Annotated in this window: 18 protein-coding genes and 1 pseudogene; 16 read left to right on the forward strand and 3 right to left on the reverse strand. The window is 72.0% G+C overall.

Going from position 1 to position 22,794, the window contains the following annotated elements:
• The 15 genes and pseudogenes from AB0F71_RS37245 to AB0F71_RS37315 all read left to right on the forward strand — a co-directional run.
• Positions 1-132, forward strand: a pseudogene (locus AB0F71_RS37245) (NADH dehydrogenase subunit D); the annotation flags it as partial.
• Positions 133-158: 26 nt separating this feature from the next.
• Positions 159-1,055, forward strand: a complete 897-nt coding sequence (gene nuoE, locus AB0F71_RS37250) for an NADH-quinone oxidoreductase subunit NuoE (protein ID WP_360244917.1) — start codon at positions 159-161, stop codon at positions 1,053-1,055.
• Positions 1,055-2,416 carry an NADH-quinone oxidoreductase subunit NuoF gene (gene nuoF / locus AB0F71_RS37255; RefSeq protein ID WP_360244833.1) on the forward strand — a complete coding sequence of 454 codons (1,362 nt, stop codon included), beginning with the start codon at positions 1,055-1,057 and terminating at the stop codon, positions 2,414-2,416. Before nuoE ends, nuoF begins: the two co-directional genes overlap by 1 nt.
• Positions 2,413-4,917: an NADH-quinone oxidoreductase subunit G gene (locus AB0F71_RS37260; protein WP_360244836.1), complete on the forward strand. Its 2,505-nt coding sequence runs from the start codon at positions 2,413-2,415 to the stop codon at positions 4,915-4,917. Before nuoF ends, AB0F71_RS37260 begins: the two co-directional genes overlap by 4 nt.
• Positions 4,914-6,254: an NADH-quinone oxidoreductase subunit NuoH gene (gene nuoH / locus AB0F71_RS37265; RefSeq protein WP_360244839.1), complete on the forward strand. Its 1,341-nt coding sequence runs from the start codon at positions 4,914-4,916 to the stop codon at positions 6,252-6,254. The genes AB0F71_RS37260 and nuoH overlap by 4 nt, the downstream gene beginning before the upstream one ends.
• 6 nt (positions 6,255-6,260) lie before the next feature.
• Positions 6,261-6,863 (forward strand): NADH-quinone oxidoreductase subunit NuoI, encoded by a 603-nt coding sequence (nuoI, locus tag AB0F71_RS37270; protein ID WP_360244842.1) that lies wholly within the window; start codon positions 6,261-6,263, stop codon positions 6,861-6,863.
• Complete coding sequence (locus tag AB0F71_RS37275; RefSeq protein ID WP_360244845.1) at positions 6,860-7,759, forward strand: NADH-quinone oxidoreductase subunit J; 900 nt, start codon at positions 6,860-6,862, stop codon at positions 7,757-7,759. Before nuoI ends, AB0F71_RS37275 begins: the two co-directional genes overlap by 4 nt.
• Positions 7,756-8,055, forward strand: a complete 300-nt coding sequence (gene nuoK / locus AB0F71_RS37280) for an NADH-quinone oxidoreductase subunit NuoK (RefSeq protein ID WP_360244848.1) — start codon at positions 7,756-7,758, stop codon at positions 8,053-8,055. The genes AB0F71_RS37275 and nuoK overlap by 4 nt, the downstream gene beginning before the upstream one ends.
• 14 nt (positions 8,056-8,069) lie before the next feature.
• Positions 8,070-9,965, forward strand: a complete 1,896-nt coding sequence (nuoL, locus tag AB0F71_RS37285; protein ID WP_360244851.1) for an NADH-quinone oxidoreductase subunit L — start codon at positions 8,070-8,072, stop codon at positions 9,963-9,965.
• 49 nt (positions 9,966-10,014) lie between these two features.
• Positions 10,015-11,634, forward strand: coding sequence for an NADH-quinone oxidoreductase subunit M (locus tag AB0F71_RS37290; protein ID WP_360244854.1), 1,620 nt, complete (start codon positions 10,015-10,017; stop codon positions 11,632-11,634).
• Complete coding sequence (gene nuoN / locus AB0F71_RS37295; RefSeq protein WP_360244857.1) at positions 11,631-13,268, forward strand: NADH-quinone oxidoreductase subunit NuoN; 1,638 nt, start codon at positions 11,631-11,633, stop codon at positions 13,266-13,268. The genes AB0F71_RS37290 and nuoN overlap by 4 nt, the downstream gene beginning before the upstream one ends.
• Before the next feature lie 253 nt (positions 13,269-13,521).
• Entirely contained in the window at positions 13,522-14,532 is a 1,011-nt protein-coding gene (locus tag AB0F71_RS37300) for a polyprenyl synthetase family protein (RefSeq protein WP_360244860.1), read from the forward strand.
• A gap of 94 nt (positions 14,533-14,626) precedes the next feature.
• Positions 14,627-15,289 (forward strand): response regulator transcription factor, encoded by a 663-nt coding sequence (locus tag AB0F71_RS37305; protein WP_360244863.1) that lies wholly within the window; start codon positions 14,627-14,629, stop codon positions 15,287-15,289.
• A 404-nt stretch (positions 15,290-15,693) separates the two neighbouring features.
• Entirely contained in the window at positions 15,694-17,562 is a 1,869-nt protein-coding gene (locus AB0F71_RS37310) for a 2-oxoacid:acceptor oxidoreductase subunit alpha (protein ID WP_360244866.1), read from the forward strand.
• Positions 17,559-18,614 carry a 2-oxoacid:ferredoxin oxidoreductase subunit beta gene (locus AB0F71_RS37315; RefSeq protein ID WP_360244869.1) on the forward strand — a complete coding sequence of 352 codons (1,056 nt, stop codon included), beginning with the start codon at positions 17,559-17,561 and terminating at the stop codon, positions 18,612-18,614. Before AB0F71_RS37310 ends, AB0F71_RS37315 begins: the two co-directional genes overlap by 4 nt.
• 89 nt (positions 18,615-18,703) lie before the next feature.
• On the opposite strand, the gene AB0F71_RS37320 is transcribed toward AB0F71_RS37315, so the two are convergent.
• A complete protein-coding gene (locus AB0F71_RS37320; protein ID WP_360244872.1) occupies positions 18,704-20,386 on the reverse strand; it encodes an LCP family protein in 1,683 nt (560 codons plus the stop codon).
• A complete protein-coding gene (locus AB0F71_RS37325) occupies positions 20,379-20,837 on the reverse strand; it encodes a DUF6542 domain-containing protein (protein ID WP_360244875.1) in 459 nt (152 codons plus the stop codon). The genes AB0F71_RS37320 and AB0F71_RS37325 overlap by 8 nt, the downstream gene beginning before the upstream one ends.
• Positions 20,838-21,146: 309 nt before the next feature.
• Here AB0F71_RS37325 and AB0F71_RS37330 point away from each other — a divergent pair, with 309 nt between their 5' ends.
• On the forward strand, positions 21,147-21,788 hold the full coding sequence (locus AB0F71_RS37330) for a TetR/AcrR family transcriptional regulator (protein ID WP_360244878.1): 642 nt from the start codon (positions 21,147-21,149) through the stop codon (positions 21,786-21,788).
• 129 nt (positions 21,789-21,917) lie between these two features.
• Here the strand turns inward: AB0F71_RS37330 and AB0F71_RS37335 are convergent, their stop codons facing one another.
• The gene (locus AB0F71_RS37335) at positions 21,918-22,625 is read right to left on the reverse strand and encodes a hypothetical protein (protein ID WP_360244880.1); all 708 of its coding nucleotides are present in this window, start codon (positions 22,623-22,625) and stop codon (positions 21,918-21,920) included.
• Positions 22,626-22,794: the final 169 nt, after the last annotated feature.

Raw genomic sequence — 22,794 nt, forward strand, 5'->3', positions numbered from 1 at the left:
CGGGTGCACTTCCGGGACCCGTCGTTCACCAATCTGCAGACGATGGCGGCGATGTGCGAGGGCGGCCAGGTCGCCGACGTGATCGTCGCGGTGGCCGGGATCGACCCGGTGATGGGAGGCGTGGACCGGTGACCGACGTCGAACTGGGACTGCCGGCGATGCCGGCCCCGCCGTACCCGGAGGAGGTGCGCACCCGGCTGGCCGCCGACGCCGCCGAGCTGATCGGCCGCTACCCGCAGGCCCGCTCGGCGCTGCTGCCGCTGCTGCACCTGGTGCAGGCCGAGGAGGGCTTCGTCAGCGCGACCGGGATCCGGTTCTGCGCCGAGCAGTTGGAGCTCACCACGGCCGAGGTGACCGCCGTCGCCACCTTCTACACGATGTACCGGCGGCGCCCGGCCGGGAAGTACCACGTCGGGGTCTGCACCAACACCCTGTGCGCGGTGCTCGGCGGGGACCGGATCTTCGCCGACCTCCAGGAGCACCTGGGCATCGGCAACAACGAGACCACCGAGGACGGCGCGATCTCGATCGAGCACATCGAGTGCAACGCCGCCTGCGACTACGCCCCCGTGGTGATGGTCAACTGGGAGTTCTTCGACGACCAGACCCCGCAGAGCGCCCGCCGGCTGGTCGACGACCTGCGGGCCGGCCGCGAGGTGCGGCCCACCCGCGGCGCCCGGCTGTGCGGTTTCAAGGAGACCGCCCGGATCCTGGCCGGCTTCCCGGACGAGCGCCCGGGCGCCAACGACGAGTCGGGTGCCGGCGGCGCCCCCTCGCTGGCCGGGCTGCGGCTGGCACGCGGCGAGGCCCTGCCGGGCACCGGCGGCACCAAGGTGGTCTCCCCCCGCCACGAGGCCCCGCGCCCCGAGGAGCCCCGCCCCGAGGCCTCCCGCCCCGAGGCCTCCCGCCCCGAGGCCCCCCGCCCCGAGGAGCCCCGCCCCGAGGCCTCCCGCCCCGAGGCCTCCCGCCCCGAGGCCCCCCGCCCCGAGGAGCCCCGCCACGAGGAGCCGGGCCACGAAGGCAAGGCCGCCGGCCAGGAAGGGACCGAAGCGTGATGACCTCCGCCGAGCCGGCCGAGAAGCTGCTCACCCCCGTCCTGTCGGACCCCTGGGACGACAGCCGCCCCTGGACCCTCGCCACCTACCGCCGCCACCAGGGCTACGAGGGCCTCAAGGCGGCCCTCGCGATGCCCCCGGACGACGTGATCGCCCTGGTCAAGGACTCCGGTCTGCGCGGCCGCGGCGGCGCCGGCTTCCCCACCGGGATGAAGTGGCAGTTCATCCCGCAGAACGACGGCAAGCCGCACTACCTGGTGGTCAACGCGGACGAGTCCGAGCCGGGCACCTGCAAGGACATCCCGCTGCTGTTCGCCAACCCGCACTCCCTCATCGAGGGCATGATCATCGCCTCCTACGCGATCCGCTGCGACCACGCCTTCGTCTACCTGCGCGGCGAGGTCGTCCCGGTGCTGCGCCGCCTGCACGCCGCGGTCGCCGAGGCGTACGCGGCGGGACTGCTCGGCCGGGACATCCTCGGCTCCGGCGTGAACCTGGACATCACCGTCCACGCCGGCGCCGGCGCCTACATCTGCGGCGAGGAGACGGCCCTGCTGGACTCGCTGGAGGGCCGTCGCGGTCAGCCGAGGCTGCGCCCGCCGTTCCCGGCGATCGCCGGCCTGTACGCCTGCCCGACGGTGGTCAACAACGTCGAGTCGATCGCCTCGGTGCCGCCGATCCTGGCCCGCGGCAAGGAGTGGTTCAAGAGCCTGGGCACCGAGAAGTCCCCGGGCTTCACGCTGTACTCGCTGTCCGGCCACGTCACCAACCCCGGCCAGTACGAGGCCCCGCTCGGCATCACGCTGCGCCAGCTGCTGGACCTCTCCGGCGGTGTCCGGGCCGGGCACCGGTTGAAGTTCTGGACCCCGGGCGGCTCCTCCACCCCGATGTTCACCGACGAGCACCTCGACGTCCCGCTGGACTACGAGGGCGTCGGCGCGGCGGGTTCGATGCTCGGCACCAAGGCGCTGCAGGTCTTCGACGAGACCACCTGCGTGGTGCGGGCGGTGACCCGCTGGACGGAGTTCTACGCCCACGAGTCCTGCGGCAAGTGCACCCCCTGCCGGGAGGGCACCTACTGGCTGGTCCAGCTGTTGAAGCGGATCGAGGCGGGCCAGGGCGTCGACGGGGACCTGGAGAAGCTCCTCGACATCGCCGACAACATCAACGGCAAGTCCTTCTGCGCGCTGGGCGACGGCGCGGCGAGCCCGATCGTCTCCTCGCTCCAGCACTTCCGGGCCGAGTACGAGCAGCACCTGGCCGAGCGCCGCTGCCCGTTCGACCCGGCCGCCTCCACCGTCTGGGCCGACGGCCCCCGCCCCGGCCACCAGTCCGCCACCGAGAGGGAGGTGCACGCGTGACGATCACCGAGCCGGCCGCCTCCACGAACGACGGAGCCGCCGTCGAACTGGTCACGCTCACCATCGACGGCGTCGAAGTGAAGGTCCCCAAGGGCACCTTGGTGATCCGGGCCGCCGAGACCATCGGCACCCAGATCCCGCGCTTCTGCGACCATCCGCTGCTGGATCCGGCCGGCGCCTGCCGGCAGTGCATCGTGGAGGTCGAGGGCCAGCGCAAGCCGGTCGCCTCCTGCACCATCCCGGTCGCCGAGGGCATGGTGGTGCGCACCCAGCTGACTTCGCCGGTGGCCGAGAAGGCGCAGCGCGGCGTGATGGAGCTGCTGCTGATCAACCACCCGCTGGACTGCCCGGTCTGCGACAAGGGCGGCGAGTGCCCGTTGCAGAACCAGGCGATGAGCAGCGGCGCGGCGGACTCCCGGTTCGAGGGGATGAAGCGCACCTACCCGAAGCCGCTGCCGATCAGCAGCCAGGTGCTGCTGGACCGGGAGCGCTGCGTGCTGTGCGCGCGCTGCACCCGGTTCTCGCAGCAGATCGCCGGGGACCCGTTCATCGACCTGGTGGAGCGCGGGGCGCTGCAGCAGGTGGGCACGGGGGAGGGGGACGCCTTCGAGTCGTACTTCTCCGGGAACACCATCCAGATCTGTCCGGTGGGTGCGCTGACCTCGGCGGCTTATCGTTTCCGCTCGCGCCCGTTCGACCTGGTGTCCTCGCCGAGCGTGTGCGAGCACTGCTCGGCGGGTTGCGCGCAGCGCACCGATCACCGGCGGGGCAAGGTGCTGCGCCGGCTGGCGGGCGAGGACCCGGCGGTGAACGAGGAGTGGAACTGCGACAAGGGCCGTTTCGCGTTCCGCTACGCCCAGCAGCGGGACCGGTTGACGACCCCGCTGGTGCGGGTGGACGGCGAGCTGGTGCCGGCCTCCTGGCCGGAGGCGTTGCAGCGGGCCGCCGAGGGCCTGCGCGGGGCCCGTACGGGTGTGCTGGCGGGTGGCCGGGTGACGGTGGAGGACGCGTACGCGTACGCGAAGTTCGCCCGGGTGGTGCTGGGCACCAACGACGTGGACTTCCGGGCCCGCCCGCACAGCGGTGAGGAGGCGGACTTCCTGGCCGCGGCGGTCGCCGGGCGCGGGGTGGACGTGGACGGTTCGGGCGTCGACTACGCGCGGTTGGAGCAGGCTCCGGCGGTGCTGCTGGCCGGGTTCGAGCCGGAGGAGGAGTCGCCGATCGTCTTCCTGCGGCTGCGCAAGGCCTCCCGGAGCGGCGGCGTCAAGGTGTTCTCGGTGGCGTCGTTCGCCTCCCGGGGGCTGGCGAAGCTGCGCGGTGCGCTGCTGCCGGCGGCGCCGGGGACGGAGCCGGAGTGGTTCGCGGCGCTGGCGGCGGACGAGCCGTTGAACGACGAGGCCGGGCGGGCGGCCGAGCTGTTGCGCCGGCCGGGTGCGGTGATCCTGGCGGGTGAGCGGCTGGCGTCGGTGCCGGGCGCGTTGACGGCGGTGCTGCGGCTGGCGCACGCGACCGGGGCGGCGCTGGCCTGGGTGCCGCGTCGGGCCGGGGAGCGCGGGGCGGTGGAGGCGGGTGCGCTGCCGGGTCTGCTGCCGGGCGGCCGTCCGGTGGCGGCCGAGGCGGCGCGGGCGCAGGCGGCCGCGGTGTGGGGGGTGGCGGAGCTGCCGTCGCGTCCGGGCCGGGACACCGGCCAGATCCTGGCCGCGGCGGCGCAGGGCGATCTGGACGCGCTGCTGGTCGGCGGGGTGGATCCGGACGACCTGCCGGATCCGGCGCTGGCCGGGGAGGCCCTGGCGGCGGTGCCGTTCGTGGTGTCGCTGGAGCTGCGGCCGTCGGCGGTGACCGAGCGGGCCGACGTGGTGCTGCCGGTGGCGGCGGTGGCGGAGAAGGCGGGCACGTTCCTGGACTGGGAGGGCCGGGTGCGGATGTTCGAGGCCGCGCTCAAGCCGGACCAGCAGATGGGCCGCCATCTCCAGTCGGACCTGCGGGTGCTGGCGATGCTGGCGGACGCGCTGGGGCACCGGCTGGGCCTGGCGGACGTGCGGGCGGCCCGGTTGGAGCTGGACCGCTTCGGGCCGTGGCGGGGTGACCGCGCGGCGGATCCGGCGGCGCACCCGGGTGTGCTGCCGCGTCCGGCCACCGGCCAGGCGGTGCTGGCGGGTTGGCGGCTGCTGCTGGACGAGGGCTCCTTGCAGGACGGGGATCCGCACCTGGCGGGGACGCGGCACCGGGCGGTGGCCCGGTTGTCGTCGGCGACGGCGAAGGAGGTCGGCGCGGACGCCACCGGTGCGCTGCGGCTGACCGGTCCGGCGGGTTCGCTGGTCCTGCCACTGGAGGTGACCGACTCGGTCCCGGACCGGACGGTCTGGATCCCGCTCAACTCCACGCCGGGCGGCGCGTACCGCGCGCTCGGCACCACCGTCGGCCATCTGGTGACGATCGCCGCGGCCGAGCTCGCGCCGGTCGCCGTCGAGGGCGGGGCCCGGGAAGGGGAGGTCCGATGACGACTCCGCAGCCGTACGAGACGCTCCACTTCTTCGGCCAGGACCCTTGGTGGCTGGTGCTGTTGAAGGCGGTGTTCTGCTTCGCCTTCCTGGTGCTGACGGTGCTGGTGGCGATCGTCTGGGAGCGCAAGGTGGTGGCCTGGATGCAGTTGCGCATCGGGCCGAACCGGCACGGGCCGTGGGGTCTGCTGCAGTCGCTGGCGGACGGCGTGAAGCTGGCGCTCAAGGAGGACCTGGTCGTCAAGGGCGCGGACAAGGTGGTCTACGTCCTGGCCCCGATCGTCTGCGCGATCCCGGCGTTCATGGCCTTCGCGGTGATCCCGTTCGGCCCGGCCGGCGAGGAGGTGTCGGTCTTCGGCACCCGGACGCCGCTGCAGCTGACGGACTTCCCGGTGGCGCTGCTCTACATCCTGGCCACCGCCTCGATCGGCATCTACGGGATCGTGCTGGCCGGTTGGTCCTCCGGTTCGACCTACCCGCTGCTGGGCGGGTTGCGGTCGGCCGCGCAGATGATCAGCTACGAGATCGCGATGGGCCTGTCCTTCGCGGCGGTGTTCGTCTACTCGGGATCGATGTCGACCTCGGAGATCGTGGCGCACCAGCAGCCGAAGTGGTTCGCGGTGCTGCTGCCGGTGTCGTTCATCGTGTACATCATCGCGATGGTCGGGGAGACCAACCGGGCGCCGTTCGACCTGCCGGAGGCCGAGGGCGAGCTGGTGGGCGGTTTCAACACCGAGTACTCCTCGTTGAAGTTCGCGATGTTCATGCTGGCCGAGTACGTCAACATGGTGACGGTCTCGGCGGTGGCGTCGACCCTGTTCCTGGGCGGCTGGCGGGCCCCGTGGCCGGTGTCGGCCTTCTGGGAGGGCGCCAACCACGGCTGGTGGCCGATGCTGTGGATCACCTTGAAGATCCAGCTGCTGCTGTTCTTCTTCATCTGGCTGCGCGGCACGCTGCCGCGGTTGCGCTACGACCAGTTCATGAAGCTGGGCTGGAAGGTCCTGATCCCGGTCTCGCTGGTGTGGCTGGTGCTGATCGCCAGCGTGCGGGCGCTGCGCAACGAGGGGTACGGCTTCGGCCAGGTGGTGCTGTACGTGGGCGCGCCGGTCGGCGTGATCCTGCTGCTGGCGCTGGTCCGGGACTTCCTGCGGAAGGAGAAGGAGCCCGGGGAGGAGCAGGAGGCCCCCGGGCGGGGCGAGTTCGATCCGATGGCGGGCGGGTACCCGGTGCCGCCGCTGCCCGGGCAGGTGCTGCCGCCGGTGCCGCGCCGGCCGGGCCGGGCCCCGAAGCAACTCCAGGACGCCCTCAACGGGGCCGACCATTCCGAAGGGAGCTGATCCGCGATGTCGTCCGACCAGACGGGCCGGCCCGAGCGGGCCGACCGGCCGTCGGTGCTCGGTCCGGCCGCCGGTTTCGGCGTGACCTTCAAGGCCATGTTCAAGAAGCGGCTGACCGAGCAGTACCCGGAGCAGAAGAAGCCCACGGCGCCGCGTTTCCACGGCCGCCACCAGCTGAACCGGCATCCGGACGGGCTGGAGAAGTGCGTCGGCTGCGAGCTGTGCGCGTGGGCCTGCCCGGCCGACGCGATCTACGTGGAGGGCGCGGACAACCGGGACGAGGAGCGCTACTCGCCGGGTGAGCGCTACGGCGCGGTGTACCAGATCAACTACGCCCGCTGCATCCTGTGCGGGCTGTGCATCGAGGCCTGCCCGACCCGGGCGCTGACCATGACCAACGAGTACGAGCTGGCGGACTCCTCCCGCAAGGACCTGATCTTCACCAAGGAGCAGCTGCTGGTGGGCCTGTCGGAGGACATGGTCGACACCCCGCACGCGATCTTCCCGGGCGCCGACGAGGGTGCGTACTACCGGGGCGAGGTCACCGGGGCGGCGCCGGGGACGGTCCAGCAGGAGCGCACCGACCGGGAGAAGGAGGTGCGGCAGTGATCGCACAGCTGGCGGCGGCGAGCGGGACGACCTCCACGGGTGAGGTCGTCCAGTTCTGGGTGCTCGCGGTGATCGCGGTCGGTGGCGCGCTGGGCATGCTGCTGATGCGCAAGGCGGTGCACAGCGCGCTGTGCCTGGCGGCGACCATGCTGGCGCTGGCGGTCTGTTACATGGCCCAGGGCGCGGTGTTCCTGGGCGTGGTGCAGATCGTGGTGTATACCGGCGCGATCATGATGCTGTTCCTGTTCGTGGTGATGCTGGTCGGCGTGACCAGCGAGGACTCTTTGAAGGAGCAGTTGAAGGGCCAGCGGTTCGCGGCGGTGCTGTGCGGGCTGGGCTTCGGGGTGCTGCTGATCGCGGGCATCGCGAACGCGAAGCTGAACCACTTCACCGGGCTGGCCGAGGCCAACGCCGAGGGCAATGTGCCGGGCCTGGCCCGGCTGATCTTCACCCGCTACGTGTGGGCCTTCGAGGTCACCGGCGCGCTGCTGATCACCGCGGCGATCGGCGCGATGGTGCTGACCCACCGGGAGCACGTGACGGCGCCGAAGACCCAGCGGGAGCTGGCGGAGCAGCGGGTGCGGGACAACATCCAGGTGCCGCCGCTGCCGGCGCCGGGCGTGTACGCCCGGCACAACGCGGTGGACGTGCCGGGGCTGCTGCCGGACGGCACGATCGCGGAGGACTCGGTGATGGCGACGCTGCGCGAGCGCGGCCAGGTCCGGGACGTCAGCCAGGACATGCTGCGGCGGATGGCGGAGCTGGAGAACAGCACGGCGGACTGGCTGGGCCGGCCGCCCTCGGAGCGGCCGGTGGCGGCGGCTCCGCGCAGGTCCTTGGAGCCGGTCCCGGGCCACCGGGCCGAGCAGCACGAGACCGGGGAGGGGGAGCGGTGAATCCGGTCAACTACCTTTATCTGTCGGCCCTGTTGTTCACCATCGGCGCGTCCGGGGTGTTGATCCGGCGGAACGCGGTCGTGCTGTTCATGTGCGTGGAGCTGATGCTGAACGCCTCGAACCTGGCCCTGGTGACGTTCTCCCGGCTGCACGGGACCCTGGACGGCCAGATCATCGCGTTCTTCACGATGGTGGTCGCGGCGGCCGAGGTCGTGGTCGGCCTCGCCATCATCGTCTCCATCTTCCGGACCAGGCACTCCGCTTCGGTCGACGACAGCAATCTGATGAAGCTGTAGGCGGAGGGCCTTCGGTGAACTCTCTCATTCCGCTGCTGGTGGCGGCTCCGCTGGCCGGTGCCGCCCTGCTGCTCCTGGGCGGTCGGGCCTTCGACCGCTTCGGCCACTGGCTGGCCACCGCGCTCGCCGCGCTCTCGTTCGGCTTCGGCCTGGCCCTGTTCTCGGACATGCTGGGCCGGGACGCCGAACACCGGGCGGTGACGAAGCACCTGTTCACCTGGGTGCCGGTGAACGCCTTCCAGGCCGACGTCTCGTTCCGGCTCGACCAGTTGTCGCTGACCTTCGTGCTGTTGATCACCGGGGTGGGCACGCTGATCCACCTGTACTCGGTGGGCTACATGGCGCACGACGAGCGCCGGCGTCGGTTCTTCGCCTATCTGAACCTGTTCCTGGCCGCCATGCTGCTGCTGGTGCTGGCGGACAACTACCTGCTGCTGTACTTCGGTTGGGAGGGCGTGGGCCTGGCCTCGTACCTGCTGATCGGCTTCTGGCAGCACAAGCCGAGCGCGGCGACGGCGGCGAAGAAGGCGTTCCTGGTCAACCGGGTCGGCGACATGGGCCTGTCGATCGCGATCATGCTGATGTTCGCCGAGTTCGGCTCCTTCGCCTTCACGCCGGTCTTCGACGGGGCGCACGGGGCGAGCGAGGGCAGGCTGACGGCGATCGGCCTGATGCTGCTGCTGGCCGCGTGCGGCAAGTCGGCGCAGGTGCCGCTGCAGTCCTGGCTCGGGGACGCGATGGAGGGCCCGACCCCGGTCTCGGCCCTGATCCACGCGGCCACCATGGTGACCGCCGGGGTCTACCTGATCACCCGGTCCTCGGCGATCTTCGACCTGGCGCCGGACGCCCAGACCGCCGTGGTGGTGGTCGGCGCGGTGACGCTGCTGTTCGGTGCGATCGTCGGTTGCGCCAAGGACGACATCAAGAAGGCGCTGGCCGGTTCGACCATGTCGCAGATCGGCTACATGATCCTGGCGGCCGGACTGGGCCCGATCGGCTACGTCTTCGCGATCATGCACCTGGTGACCCACGGCTTCTTCAAGGCCGGGCTGTTCCTCGGCGCCGGGTCGGTCATGCACGGCATGGACGACGAGGTGAACATGCGCCACTACGGCGGCCTGTGGCGGAAGATGCCGTGGACCTTCGCCACCTTCGGCCTGGGCTACCTCGCCATCATCGGCTTCCCCGGGCTGTCCGGCTTCTTCTCCAAGGACAAGATCATCGAGGCGGCCTTCGCCAAGGGCGGCACCGAGGGCTGGATCCTCGGCCTGTGCGCACTGGTCGGCGCGGCCGTCACCGCGTTCTACATGACCCGGGTGATGCTGCTGACCTTCTTCGGCGAGCAGCGCTGGCAGCCGGACGCCGAGGGCAACCTCCCGCACCCGCACGAGTCGCCGCGGACCATGGTCGTACCGATGGTCCTGCTGGCCTTCGGCTCGGTCTTCGCCGGCGGGCTGTTCGTCCTGCACGACTCCTTCCTGAAGTGGCTGGAGCCGGTCACCGGCCACAGCGAGGGCAACCCGCCGCTCGGCTCCTGGACGGTCACCGGGCTGACCACGGCCTGCATGCTGGCCGGCGTGGGCCTGGCGTACCTGATGTACGGGCGCTCGCCCGTCCCGGTGGTGCCGCCGGTCGGCTCCCCGCTCACCCGGGCGGCCCGCCGCGACCTGCTGCAGGACGACTTCAACCACGCGGTGCTGGTACGCCCGGGCTCGGCGCTGGCCGCGACCCTGGTCTACTTCGACAGCCGCGGCCTGGACGGTTTCGTCAACGGCCTGGCCGCCCTCGTCGGGGGCCTGTCCGGCCGGCTGCGGCGGGTCCAGAACGGCTTCGTCCGCTCGTACGCGCTCTCCATGTTCGGCGGCACGCTGGTGCTGGTCGCCTCGACTCTCCTGATGAGGTCCGTGTGATGACAGTTACTCGCCCGCTCGGCGGGGAATCGCGTCGGGAGGTGTGGTCGTGAGCGTCCTGCTGACCACCACCTGCGTCGTCCCGGCGGCCGGCGCGGTGCTGACCGCCGCGCTGCCCGCCGGGACGAACGAGGCCCGGCGTCGCACCGTCAAGACCGTCGCGCTGGCCGTGTCCGGGGTGACCCTGGTGCTGGCCGCCCTGGTGGCGCTGCGCTTCGACCCGCACGGCGCCCGGTTCCAGCTGACCGAGTCGTACAGCTGGATCCGCTCCTTCGGCATCACCTTCTCGCTCGGCGTGGACGGCATCGGCGCGGTGCTGGCCCTGCTGACGGCCGTCCTGGTGCCGATGGTGATGCTGGCCTCCTGGCACGACGCGGACCCGGCCGCGCCGGGCCCCGACGGCAGCTTCGAGAACAAGCGGCGCACCCAGGCCTTCTTCGCCCTGATCCTGGCGGTGGAGGCGATGGTGGTGGTGTCCTTCTACGCCACCGACGTCTTCCTGTTCTACGTGTTCTTCGAAGCCATGCTGATCCCGATGTACTTCCTGATCGGCGGTTTCGGCGACCGGGCCGGCGGCCCGGAGTCGGCGCGCCAGCGCTCCTACGCGGCCGTCAAGTTCCTGCTGTACAACCTGCTCGGCGGCCTGGTGATGCTGGCCGCGGTGATCGGGCTGTACGTGATCGCCCAGGACCAGGGCCTCGGCACCTTCGACCTGCCGACCCTCACCGGGGCGATCGCCGACGGCAGCCTCAAGCTGTCCGGGACGGCGCAGAACGCGCTGTTCCTCGGCTTCTTCTTCGCCTTCGCGGTGAAGGCCCCGCTGTGGCCGCTGCACACCTGGCTGCCGAACGCGATGGGCGAGGCGACGGCCGGCACCGCGGTGCTGATCACCGCGGTGGTGGACAAGGTCGGCACCTTCGCGATGCTGCGCTTCTGCCTCGGGCTGTTCCCGGATGCCTCGAAGACCTTCGCCCCGGCGATCCTGGTGCTGTCGCTGATCGGGATCGTCTACGGCGCGCTGCTGGCGGTCGGCCAGAAGGACATCAAGCGGCTGGTCGCCTACGCCTCGATCTCGCACTTCGGCTTCATCATCATGGGCGTCTTCGCGATGACCAGCCAGGGCCAGAGCGGCGCGACCCTCTACATGGTCAACCACGGCCTCTCCACCGCCGCGTGGATGCTGGTGGCCGGCTTCCTGATCTCGCGCCGCGGCTCGCGGCTGATCGCCGACTACGGCGGCGTGCAGAAGGTCGCCCCGGTGCTCGCCGGGACCTTCCTGATCGGCAGCCTGGCGACCCTGTCGCTGCCGGGGCTGGCCCCGTTCGTCAGCGAGTTCCTGGTGCTGGTGGGCACCTTCACCCGCTACCCGGCGATCGGCGTGGTGGCCACCCTCGGCATCGTGCTGGCCGCGCTGTACGCCCTGCTGCTGTACCAGCGCACCATGACCGGCCCGGTGAAGGAGGGCGTGCGCGCGATGCCCGACCTCAAGGTCCGCGAACTGGCCGTGGTGGCACCGCTGGTGGCGCTGACGATCCTGCTCGGCGTGTACCCGAAGCCGCTCACCGACCTGGTGAACCCCTCGGTGGACGCGACGCTCTCGCAGGTCCACCGGACCGATCCGGCGCCGGCCCACCCGGTCGCCGCCACCTCAGGAGGTGAGCAGAAGTGAGTGCCACCGCAGTGCTCGCCGCCGCCGGCGGCAACACCCCCAGCATCCCGGCGCCGCACATCGAGTACGGCCAACTCTCCCCGATGCTGGTGGTCTTCGGGGCCGCCGTGGCGGGCGTCCTGGTCGAGGCCTTCGTCCCGCGCCGGCTGCGGCACTGGACCCAGGTGTCGCTGGCGCTGGTCGCGCTGGCCGGCGCGTTCGCCGCCGTGGTGGTGCTGGCGACGCAGGGCCACGGCGCGCCGCGGGTCGACCTGCTGGCCATGGAGTCGGTCGCCCTGGACGGCCCGGCGCTGTTCCTCCAGGGCGTGATCCTGCTGGTCGCCGTCGTCGCGGTGCTCACCTACGCGGAGCGGAAGCTGGAGCCCAAGGCCGGCGGCCTGCCCGCTGACGCCTTCGCCGCCCAGGCGTCCGCCACCCCGGGCGGGGAGCAGGAGCGGGCCGCGGTCCGGGCCGGCTTCGCGACCACCGAGGTGTTCCCGCTGACCCTGTTCGCGGTCGGCGGGATGCTGCTCTTCCCGGCCGCCAACGACCTGCTGACCATGTTCGTGGCGCTGGAGGTCTTCTCCCTCCCGCTGTACCTGCTGTGCGCGCTGGCCCGGCGCCGCCGGCTGCTGTCCCAGGAGGCGGCGGTCAAGTACTTCCTGCTGGGTGCCTTCGCCTCGGCGTTCTTCCTGTTCGGCACCGCGCTGCTGTACGGCTACGCGGGCAGCGTGAAGCTCGGCGACATCGCGGACGTCATCTCCGGCAAGGCGATGACCACCCCGGCGCAGCTGAGCAGCACCCAGAGCGACGCGCTGCTGCTGACCGGCCTGGCGATGCTGGCGGTGGGCCTGCTGTTCAAGGTGGGCGCGGTGCCGTTCCACTCCTGGACCCCGGACGTCTACCAGGGCGCGCCGACCCCGGTGACCGGCTTCATGGCCGCGGCCACCAAGGTCGCCGCGTTCGGGGCGTTCCTGCGGCTGTTCTACGTGGCCTTCCCGGGCCTGCGGCTGGACTGGCGGCCGGTGCTGTGGGGCGTGGCGATCCTGACCATGGTGGTCGGCGCGGTGCTGGCGGTGACCCAGCAGGACGTCAAGCGGCTGCTGGCGTACTCCTCGATCGCGCACGCCGGGTTCATCCTGACCGGGGTGATCGCGGTCAACAAGCAGGGCCTGTCCTCGGTGCTGTTCTACCTGGCGGCGTACTCCTTCGTGACGCTGGGGGCCTTCGCCGTGGTCACCCTGGTGCGCGACTCCAAGGGGGAGGCGACCCACCTGTCCAGCTGGGCGGGGCTGGGGCGGCGCTCGCCGCTGGTGGCGGCGGTCTTCGCGCTGTTCCTGCTGGCCTTCGCCGGGATCCCGCTGACCTCCGGCTTCACCGGGAAGTTCGCGGTGTTCCAGGCGGCGGCGGCCGGCGGGGCGACACCGCTGGTGATCGTCGGTGTGCTGAGTTCGGCGGTGGCCGCGTTCTTCTACATCCGGGTGATCGTGCTGATGTTCTTCTCCGACCCGCAGCCGGGAGGCCCGACGGTGGCGATCCCGAGCGCCTTCACGGCGACCGCGATCGGGGTGGGGGTGCTGGTCACGCTGGGTCTGGGCCTGCTGCCGCAGTACTTCCTGGACCTCGCCTCCAAGGCCTCGCTGTTCGCCTACTGACCGGAGCCGGTCGGTTCCTCGGAGATCGGTCCGGATCCTCGGGCCGATCTCCGGCGTTTATTTCCGGCTGAATTCGCCCCCACCGCGGCTCCGTCCGCGCAGGCCTCCTGACCAGGGCTTCCGGCGCGGTCATGACGGGATCCGCACGCCCGTGCAGTGATCCACTCGCGACCGGATACCCTGCCTGTATTGGCCAGCGGCGGCACTCAGGGACCAGGCCGCTAGATCGACCAGGGACAGAGGAGTGGTCTTCGTGACCGTCGTGGGACCCTTCGGGCTCAGCGTGCAGGACCGCGACCTGACCCGGGACGTCCAGGTCGGACTGGACGCGGTGGAGGCGGCGCTCTCCGAGGCCGTCAAGAGCGACGTCCCCTTCATCACCGTCACCGCCAGCCACCTGATGGAGGCCGGCGGCAAGCGCTTCCGTCCGCTGCTCCTGCTGCTGGCCGCCCAGTTCGGCGACCCGGGGGCGCCCGGTGTGGTGCCGGCCGCGGTGGTCGTCGAGCTGACCCACCTGGCCACGCTGTACCACGACGACGTGATGGACGAGGCCCCGGTGCGCCGCGGCGCGGAGAGCGCCAACTCCCGCTGGGACAACTCGGTGGCCATCCTCACCGGCGACTTCCTGTTCTCCCGCGCCTCCCAGGTGCTGGCCGACCTCGGCCCGGAGGCGGTGCGGATGCAGGCCGAGGCCTTCGAGCGGCTGGTGACCGGCCAGATCCTGGAGACCCGCGGCCCCGGCCCCGAGGGCGACCCGCTGCTGCACTACCTGGACGTACTGGAGGGCAAGACCGGCTCGCTGATCGCCGTCTCCTGCCGGATAGGAGCGCTGGTGGCCGGCGCCGAGCCGTGGGTGGTGGAGGCCCTGGGCGAGTTCGGCGAGCGGATCGGCATCGCGTTCCAGCTGGCGGACGACGTGCTGGACATCGCCAGCGACGGCCACGAGTCCGGCAAGACCCCCGGCACCGACCTGCGCGAGGGCGTGCCGACCCTGCCGACCCTGCTGCTGGAGCAGATGCCCGCCGACCCGGACGACCCGGCCGACGCCCGGCTGCGCGAACTGCTCACCCAGGACCTCTCCGACGACGACCGGCACGCCGAGGCGCTGCGCCTGCTGCGCGCCCACCCCGCCCTGGAGCGGGCCCGCCGGGAGACCCTGCGGCACGCCGAGGAGGCCCGGGCGCTGCTGGCCCCGCTGCCGGACTGCGCGGCGAAGGCCGCCCTGGACGGGCTCTGCGACGCGGTGGCGATCCGCACCATGTGACCGCCCCCGGGCGGATCGGACCCCGAGCCCGTACGGGCGCGGGCGGATGGGGGAGACTGGCACCCGTCAGCCCACGCCTGCCCGGAAGGTCGCCATGCGCCGCGTCGTCATCGCCGAGGACTCCGTACTGCTCCGGGAAGGCCTGACCAGGCTGCTCACCGACCGCGGCCTGGAGGTCGTGGCGGGGGTCGGGGACGGCGCCGCCCTGGTGAAGACGATCCACGACCTGGCGGCGGCCGACGCCCTGCCGGACGTGGTGGTCTCGGACGTGCGGATGCCCCCGACCCACACCGACGAGGGCCTGCGCGCCTGCGTGGAGCTGCGCGGGCGCTACCCGCAGCTGGGTGTGCTGGTGCTGTCGCAGTTCGTGGAGGAGCGCTACGCCTCCGAGCTGCTGGCCGGGTCCACCCGGGGCGTCGGCTACCTGTTGAAGGACCGGGTCGCCGAGGTGCGCGAGTTCGCCGACGCGGTGGTGCGGGTCGCCGAGGGCGGCACCGCGCTGGACCCGGAGGTGGTGCAGCAGCTGCTCAGCCGCAGCCGCAAGGGCGACGTCCTGGCCAATCTCACGCCGCGCGAGCGCGAGGTGCTCGGCCTGATGGCCGAGGGGCGCACCAACGCCGCGGTGGCCAAGCAGCTGGTGGTCTCCGACGGGGCGGTGGAGAAGCACGTCAGCAACATCTTCCTCAAGCTGGGGCTGGCGCAGAGCGCGGAGGACCACCGCCGGGTGCTCGCGGTGCTGACCTACCTCAACTCCTGACCTCGACTCCTGACCTCGACCGCCGGCCTCGGCTCCTGGCCTCGACCGGAGGCCGGGGCCGTCCGGGGCGCCCGCCGTGGGGCGGCTGCTCCGTACCCGGAATGATCTCCGGCGGCCGGGCGTTGTCCCTGAGTGCGGTACCGGCGCGGCCGAGGGAATCCTGCGGGAGTTCCAGCCGGGCCCGAGCGCCCGCGCATAGGATGCGAGCGGTGCACCAAGCGGACGGGGCACGGGGCCGCGCCCGCGGTGGTGTGTCCACGAGGAGGTCCGCGGCAGTGACCAGTCAGGTCGATCAGTCGGAGGCAGTGGACGGATCGGGCGGCGACGAGGGTCGTACCGGCGGCGGTGACGGACGCCCCGGAGCGGCCGGACCAGCCGGCCCGCACGCCCCGGGCAGTCCACCGGTGAGGCGGCCCAAGCCCGTTCGCAGACTCGACCGGGTGATCATCCGGTTCGCCGGGGACTCCGGTGACGGTATGCAGCTCACCGGTGACCGCTTCACCTCGGAGACGGCCGCGTTCGGCAACGACCTCTCCACGCTGCCGAACTTCCCGGCCGAGATCCGGGCCCCCGCCGGCACCCTCCCCGGCGTCTCGTCCTTCCAGCTGCACTTCGCCGACCACGACATCCTCACCCCGGGCGACGCCCCGAACGTGCTGGTGGCGATGAACCCGGCGGCCTTGAAGGCGAACCTGCCGGACCTGCCGCGCGGCGCGGAGATCATCGTCAACACCGACGAGTTCACCAAGCGCGCGCTGGCCAAGGTCGGTTACGCGGCGGATCCGCTCGGCGACGACTCGCTGGACGCCTTCCACCTGCACCGGGTGCCGCTCACCACGCTGACCCTGGAGGCGCTCAAGGACAGCGGGCTGGCCCGCAAGGACGCCGAGCGGGCGAAGAACATGTTCGCCCTGGGCCTGCTGTCCTGGATGTACCACCGGCCCACCCACGGCACCGAGTCCTTCCTGCGCACCAAGTTCGCCAAGAAGCCGCAGATCGCCGAGGCCAACATCAGCGCCTTCCGGGCGGGCTGGAACTTCGGCGAGACCACTGAGTCCTTCGCGGTCTCCTACGAGGTGCCGCCGGCCAAGCTCCCGGCCGGGCGCTACCGCAACATCTCCGGCAACCTGGCGCTGTCCTACGGGCTGATCGCCGCCGCGCAGCGCTCCGGCCTGCCGCTGTACCTGGGCTCGTACCCGATCACCCCGGCCTCGGACATCCTGCACGAGCTGTCCCGGCACAAGGACTTCGGGGTGCGCACCTTCCAGGCCGAGGACGAGATCGCCGGCATCGGCGCCGCGCTCGGCGCGGCCTTCGGCGGGGCGCTCGGCGTGACCACCACCTCCGGGCCGGGCGTGGCGCTCAAGTCGGAGACCATCGGCCTGGCGGTCTCGCTGGAACTGCCGCTGCTGGTGGTGGACATCCAGCGCGGCGGCCCGTCCACCGGCCTGCCGACCAAGACCGAGCAGGCGGACCTGCTGCAGGCGATGTTCGGCCGCAACGGTGAGGCGCCGGTGCCGATCGTGGCCCCGGCCACGCCCGCCGAGTGCTTCGACGCGGCGCTGGAGGCGGCCCGGATCGCGGTGACCTACCGCACCCCGGTGTTCCTGCTCTCGGACGGCTACCTGGCGAACGGCTCGGAGCCCTGGCGGATCCCGGAGGTCGACGAACTGCCGGAGATCGACCCGAAGTTCGCGACCGGCCCGAACCGCGAGGACGGCGCCTTCTGGCCGTACCTGCGGGACCAGCACACCCTGGCCCGCCCCTGGGCGGTGCCCGGCACGGCCGGCCTGGAGCACCGGATCGGCGGCATCGAGAAGCAGGACGGCACCGGGAACATCTCCTACGACCCGGCCAACCACGACCTGATGGTCCGCACCCGGCAGGCCAAGGTCGACGGGATCACCGTCAAGCCGGTGGAGGTCGACGACCCGACCGGCGACGCCCGGGTGCTGGTGCTCGGCTGGGGCTCGACCTACGGCCCGATCACCGCGGCGGTGCGCCGGGTGCGCGCGGACGGCGGCGAGGTCGCCCAGGCGCACCTGCGCAACCTCAACCCGTTCCCGGCCAACCTGGGCTCGGTGCTGCGCAGTTACGAGAAGGTCATCGTGCCCGAGATGAACCTGGGCCAGCTCGCCCTGCTGCTGCGGGCGAAGTACCTGGTGGACGCCGAGTCCTACAACCAGGTGCGCGGACTGCCGTTCAAGGCGGCGCAGCTGGCGGACGTGCTGTGGGCGGCGATCGGCACCCTGGACGAGGAGGACCACCGATGAGCGAGCACCCGTTCCCGTCCTTGAAGCTGGTGCCCAAGGCCGACGGGCCGCAGAGCGCCCGGGACTTCAAGACCGACCAGGAGGTGCGCTGGTGCCCGGGCTGCGGGGACTACGCGATCCTGGCCGCGGTGCAGTCCTTCATGCCGGAGCTCGGCATCAAGCGGGAGAACACCGTCTTCGTCTCCGGCATCGGCTGCTCCTCGCGCTTCCCGTACTACATGAACACCTACGGGGTGCACTCGATCCACGGCCGGGCGCCGGCGATCGCGACCGGGCTGGCCTCCTCCCGGCGGGACCTGTCGGTGTGGGTGGTGACCGGGGACGGCGACGCGCTCTCCATCGGCGGCAACCATCTGATCCACGCCCTGCGGCGCAACGTCAACCTCAAGATCCTCCTGTTCAACAACCGGATCTACGGCCTCACCAAGGGCCAGTACTCGCCGACCAGCGAGCTCGGCAAGATCACCAAGTCGACCCCGATGGGCTCGCTGGACGCGCCGTTCAACCCGCTGTCGCTGGCGATCGGCGCCGAGGCCTCCTTCGTGGCGCGCACCATCGACTCGGACCGCCAGCACCTGCAGTCGGTGCTGCGGGCGGCGGCCGAGCACGAGGGCACGGCGCTGGTGGAGATCTACCAGAACTGCAACATCTTCAACGACGGCGCCTTCGAGGTCCTCAAGGAGCCCGGCACCCGGGACGAGGCGCTGATCCGGCTGGAGCACGGGCAGCCGATCCGCTTCGGCGCGGACGGGGCCAACGGCGTCTTCCGGGGCGCGGACGGCGAGCTGTTCACCGCCCCGGTGACGCCGGACAACGAGGCGCGGGTGCTGGTGCACGACGCCCACGCGGCCAGCCCGACCGGCGCCTTCGCGCTCTCCCGGATCGCCGACGCGGACACCCTGCACCACACGCCGATCGGTGTGCTGCGCGACGTCCGGCGCCCGGTCTACGACGACCTGATGGAGAGCCAGCTGGCCACCGCCGTCGCCCAGCGCGGGCCGGGCGACCTGGCGACCCTGCTGGCGGGCGGCGACACCTGGACGGTGGACTGACCCCCCCCGCCGCGACGCGTCGGCGCCCCCGTCCCGGAGCGGACGGGGGCGCCTTCGTGTCGGTGGCGCCTTCTCGTCGGGGGTGCGCGTCAGAAGACGCAGGGGATGCCGCCGTCCGAGGTGGCGTCGACGCCGGGGCCCTGCATCGGCAGGTTGGCGGCCGGGTTGCCCGTGGCGGGGCCGCTGGGAGCGGCGGACCTGTCGTCGGCACCGGTGAAGGAGGTGCCGAGGGTGACCACCACGTGGCCGGCGCCGGCGGTGGCGGACTCGGTGGCGGTGACGCCGTAGCGAGCGGCGATCTGGTCGGCGGCGTCCTTGGCGCCCTTGCCGTAGGTCACCGTGGTGGTCTTCGGCTTGCTGCGGGCCGGGCCGGTGGTGCCCTCCTTGAAGCCCATCGCGACCAGGGCCTTGGCCTCGGCGGAGGAGGAGACCCCGGCGGCGGAGGAGGCGTTGTACACGTCGACGGTGGCCGGGGCGGCCGCCTTGGCCGGGGCGGTCGCGCTCGGCGAGGGGGTGGCGGGGGCCTCGGTGGTCGGGGCGTCGGTTGCGCCGTCCGCCGGGGCGGCGGGGGCGGCCGCGTCGGCGTAGCCGAACAGCTGCTTGACCACCTTCTGGATCTTCGACGGGGTGACCAGGTTGACGTCCTGGCCGTTCCTGGTGCCGAAGCCGTCGAAGGTCAGGGTGTTGAACTCGACGTTGCCGCCGGTCAGCGCCGGGGCCTGCTGGGCGAAGTCCAGGACGTTCCACTCGTTGTCGATCACCAGGTCCTTCTGGACGACGCCGAACAGGTCCTTGAGCTTGCCGAGGTCGCTGATGATGCCGTCCTGCTTGAGCTTGTGCACGACGGAGGAGATGAAGGCCTGCTGGCGGTGGGTGCGGGCGAAGTCGCCGGTGTTGCCCTTGCCGTCGTCCAGGTTGTGGCGCTGGCGGACGAAGGCCAGCGCCTGGGAGGCGTTGAGGGTGTTGATGCCCTTCTTGAAGTCGGCGCCGGAGCCCTGGCCCTCCATCGCCGGGTCCTTGGTGTCGTGGGTCAGGCAGACCTGGATCGGCTCCACGGCCTTGGCGATGTCGTAGAAGCCCATCAGGTTGACCTCGGCGATGTGGTCCACCGGCTGGTTCACGAAGGTCTGGACGGTACGGATGGTGGCCGCGCGGCCGGCGTCGCGGCCGGCCTTCTCCAGGTCGGCGCCCTTGAGGCCCTTGGCCTTCGGGCTCCGGTCGAAGGCGTCCTTGGCGTTGCCGTACGCCTCCTTGATCTTGTGCATGCCCTGCTGGGAGCCGTCCCCGTTGTAGGTCATGACGTAGTCGTCGCGCGGGATGGAGACCGCCTGCACCTTGCCGCCGCCCGCCGGTATGTGCAGCAGGATCAGGGAGTTGGTGTTGTAGCCGCCGATGTCCGAGCTGTGGCCGGCGTGCAGTTCGTCCTGGACGAACTCCGGGGGCAGGTCGGAGCCGTCCATCGCCTTGCGGCTGTCCAGGCCGATCAGCAGCAGGTTGACCGAGTTGTCCAGGTGCTTCGGGGCGTCCTTCTTGGTCTCCGAGATCGCGTTGGACGTGGTCATCCCGTCGGTCAGCGAGGTGTACTCGTACCAGACCACCCCGCTGGCCGCGAACACCGCGAAGCCCACCGTGGTGGCGACCACCCGGCCGGCGATCAGCAGCGGGGAGCTGCGGCGGCCCGCCGGGGCTCCCGCGGCCCTGCGGTCGGCGGTCCGGCCGCCCTCCGGCCGTTCCCGTTCCCGTTCCTGTCCCCGCTCGCGCCCGTCAGCCATGCCGCTTCCTCCGGTCCAGGGCCACCCGGGCCACGATCACCAGCAGGGCCGCCACGGCGGCCTGCGCCATCACCGGGAAACCGTGCACCACCCACTTCGCGGAGCCGGTGGCCAGGGCCTTGCCCCGGTAGGTGTCGCCGTTCGCGGCCAGCTCGGCCGCGGCCGTCACGCCGAGCACCACCAGCGGGGAGGCGGCGACCACCCACCACCAGCCGCGGCGGGTGCTGAGCCCGGCCGCCAGGCCGGTGCCGAGCACCGCGCACACCGCGAAGGCCAGGCCCATCCCCGGCCCGGAGAGCTCGTCGACCACCGCGCCGACCAGCGGCAGCCCGAGGGCCGCGACCGCGGGCAGTGCGGGCCCGCCGGAGAAGGGACGGGTGGGGCCCGCGGGCCGGCTCGTCGTCCGCCGTCGTGAACCCTGGTCGGACGACCGTCCTCGCTGCCCCGCCACTCACTCACCCCCGGTGTTCCCGTGCTTCGCGCGCCACGTCGGCGCTGCGCCGGGTCTGCCGTGGGAGAGCGGTTGCGGCGCTGCCAGTACGGGACGCTGGTGTTCGGCCGGCCGGTTCCCGTTCGCGGTTTCCCGCTGCTGCTCGGGGGCAGGCACGTTTTCGGATTTGCTCTACAGAGGTGTAGAGATCGTACGCAGCATAGAGCACGCCTGTTCGGTGGCAAGTCCGCTCGTGAACGGGCCAGCAGACACTACACCGGGCAGTTTCTGAGCCGGTCGGCGGGGCGCCGACGGAGAAGGAGGAGGGTCGTGGCGACCACGGGCGCAGCGGGACGGCCGGAGAAGCGCAGGGCGATCACCGCGGCCGCGACCACGGTGTTCGGACGGGAGGGGTACGTCCGCGCCAGCATGGACGCGATCGCGGCCGAGGCCGGGGTGTCCAAGCGCACGGTCTACAACCACTTCGCCGACAAGGAGACCCTCTTCCTGTCGGTGGCGCTGCAGAACTCGGCGGAACTGGCCGAGCGGATGCGGGAGTTGCTGGCGGAGCACCTGGAGGAGGCGGTGGACGTGCGCAGCGCCCTCACCGCCTTCGCGGTGGAGCGGGCGAACGCGGCGCCGGCCGCGGGCGAGCTGGGGGCGCTCGGCCGGGCGATCCGGGCCGAGGTGGCCAACATCCCGGCGGACGTCCTGGAGGCCTGGCTGGAGACCGGCCCGGCGGCCGCCCAGCGCGCCCTCGCGCAGTGCCTGGCGGAGCTCGGCAGGCGCGGGCTGCTGACGGTCCCGGACCCGGGGCTCGCGGCCGAGCGGTTCACCCTGCTGACCTTCCACGGCGTGGCCGAGCGCTCCTTCTGGGGCGCCCTGCCGGTGGCCGAGGAGGAGGTCCGGCGGCTGGCCGGCTCCGGCGTGGACGCCTTCCTGCGGATCCACGGCGGGCCGGCCGCGGGCTGAGCGCGGGCCGGCCACGACTGACGGTGTGCCGGTGGGTGTGCCGGTGGGCGGGGCGGCCAGGAGCCGCCCCGCCCACCGGGTCATCGCCGATCAGCGACGGTCACCGTCGCCGGTCACCCGTTCGACGGGTCACTTCCAGTTGACGCCCTTGCCCAGGGTGTACGGCTCGCCCCAGTACTCGGCGCCCGACACCTTGGTGGCCGTCGGGGCCAGCGCCAGCACGCAGGAGGTGATCGACTGCCCGTTGGTGAAGCCCTTCGGGAAGGAGGGGTGCGGGCACTTGTCGAAGCTGCCGATCAGCATCACCTCGGCGGCCTCCGAGCCGTCCGGCAGGGTGCCCTTCACCTGGGTCAGGCTGGAGAAGGACAGGTCGGTGCTGCCGGTGTTGGTGACCTTGAAGCGGATGTAGTACGGCACCATGCCCGCGGCCTTGTCGCCGAGCTTGAGCGGGGTGAGGTCGGCCGGGTCGCCCTTGTCGATCGAGGTGACCGCGAGCGAGACGGTGCCCTTGGTGCTGCCCGAGCTGAACGGGATGGTCGCCGCGTCGCCGATCTTCACCGTGGTGCCGGGCGCCGCCGTCGGACCGGCCTGGGCCGGGGCGCCGCCGGTGGTCCCGCCGGTGGTCCCGCCGGTGGCAGCGCCGGTCGGCGCGGCCGCCGAGGCGGAGGCGGCCGGGGTGGTCGGCGCGGCGGTCGGCGCGGCCGGGGCCTGGGTGGCCGGCGGGGTGGTGGCGCTGTCGGACGACGCGGCGTCGTCGTTGCAGGCGGTCATGGTGAGCGCGCCGACCACGGCCAGGCCGGCCAGGGCCATGGTGCGACTGTTGCGGATGGTCTTCATGTGACGTCCCCCGTGCATGCGGACCGCCGTGGCGGCGGTTCTCCTGAGGGATGTTCATAGCGCAGGGGGAAAGCCGGGCGCCATTCCTTTGGTGCCGTCTTGACTGCGCCGTGACGAGTCCCACGCGGGTTCGTGACAAGGGATGCCGAGTCGTGATCAGTGGTGCCCG

The organism is Kitasatospora sp. NPDC028055, assembly GCF_040637885.1.
In the GTDB taxonomy this organism is placed as follows: Bacteria; Actinomycetota; Actinomycetes; order Streptomycetales; family Streptomycetaceae; genus Kitasatospora.